The sequence below is a fragment of the Pseudomonas sp. FW305-28 genome (assembly GCF_017351395.1).
In the GTDB taxonomy this organism is placed as follows: domain Bacteria; phylum Pseudomonadota; class Gammaproteobacteria; order Pseudomonadales; family Pseudomonadaceae; genus Aquipseudomonas; species Aquipseudomonas fluorescens_AA.
The window spans coordinates 1-575 of the sequence record NZ_JACNDD010000307.1; the positions used below are offsets into that span (position 1 = coordinate 1).

Genomic DNA, 575 nt, shown 5'->3' on the forward strand with positions numbered 1-575 from the left:
TCCGACGACGGCCGCTCCCTGCCGCAAACCTTCCGTGGCGGCCAGGTGACCTCCACCGAAATCAACGGCCTGAGCCTCTACGGCGGCCAGTTCCGTGGCAACAGCCCGCGCAACGACGCAAGCATGGAAGACATGTCCATGAACGGCCGCGGTGCGTTCACCTCCGACCGTTTCAACTTCGGCGGTGGCGAATACGCCTTCAACGAAAAACGCACCCAGGTTGGCGTGTGGTACGCGGAACTGTCCGACATCTACCAGCAGCAATATTTCAACCTGACCCACAGCCAGCCCATCGGCGACTGGACCCTGGGCGCCAACCTCGGCTACTTCATCGGTAAGGAAGACGGCAGCGCCTTGGCCGGCGACTTGGACAACAAAACCGCGTTCGCCATGCTCTCGGCCAAATACGGCGGCAACACCTTCTACGTCGGCCTGCAGAAAGTCGGCGGCGACGATGCCTGGATGCGCGTCAACGGCACCAGCGGCGGCACCCTGGCCAACGACAGCTACAACTCCAGCTATGACAACGCCAAGGAAAAATCCTGGCAACTGCGCCACGACTTCAACTTCGCCGC

At 61.9% G+C, this 575-nt stretch carries 1 protein-coding gene; it reads left to right on the forward strand.

The features are described from left to right. Positions 1 to 575, forward strand: a 575-nt coding sequence (locus J4E53_RS30555) for an OprD family outer membrane porin (protein WP_207268296.1), incomplete at both ends; no start/stop codon positions are given.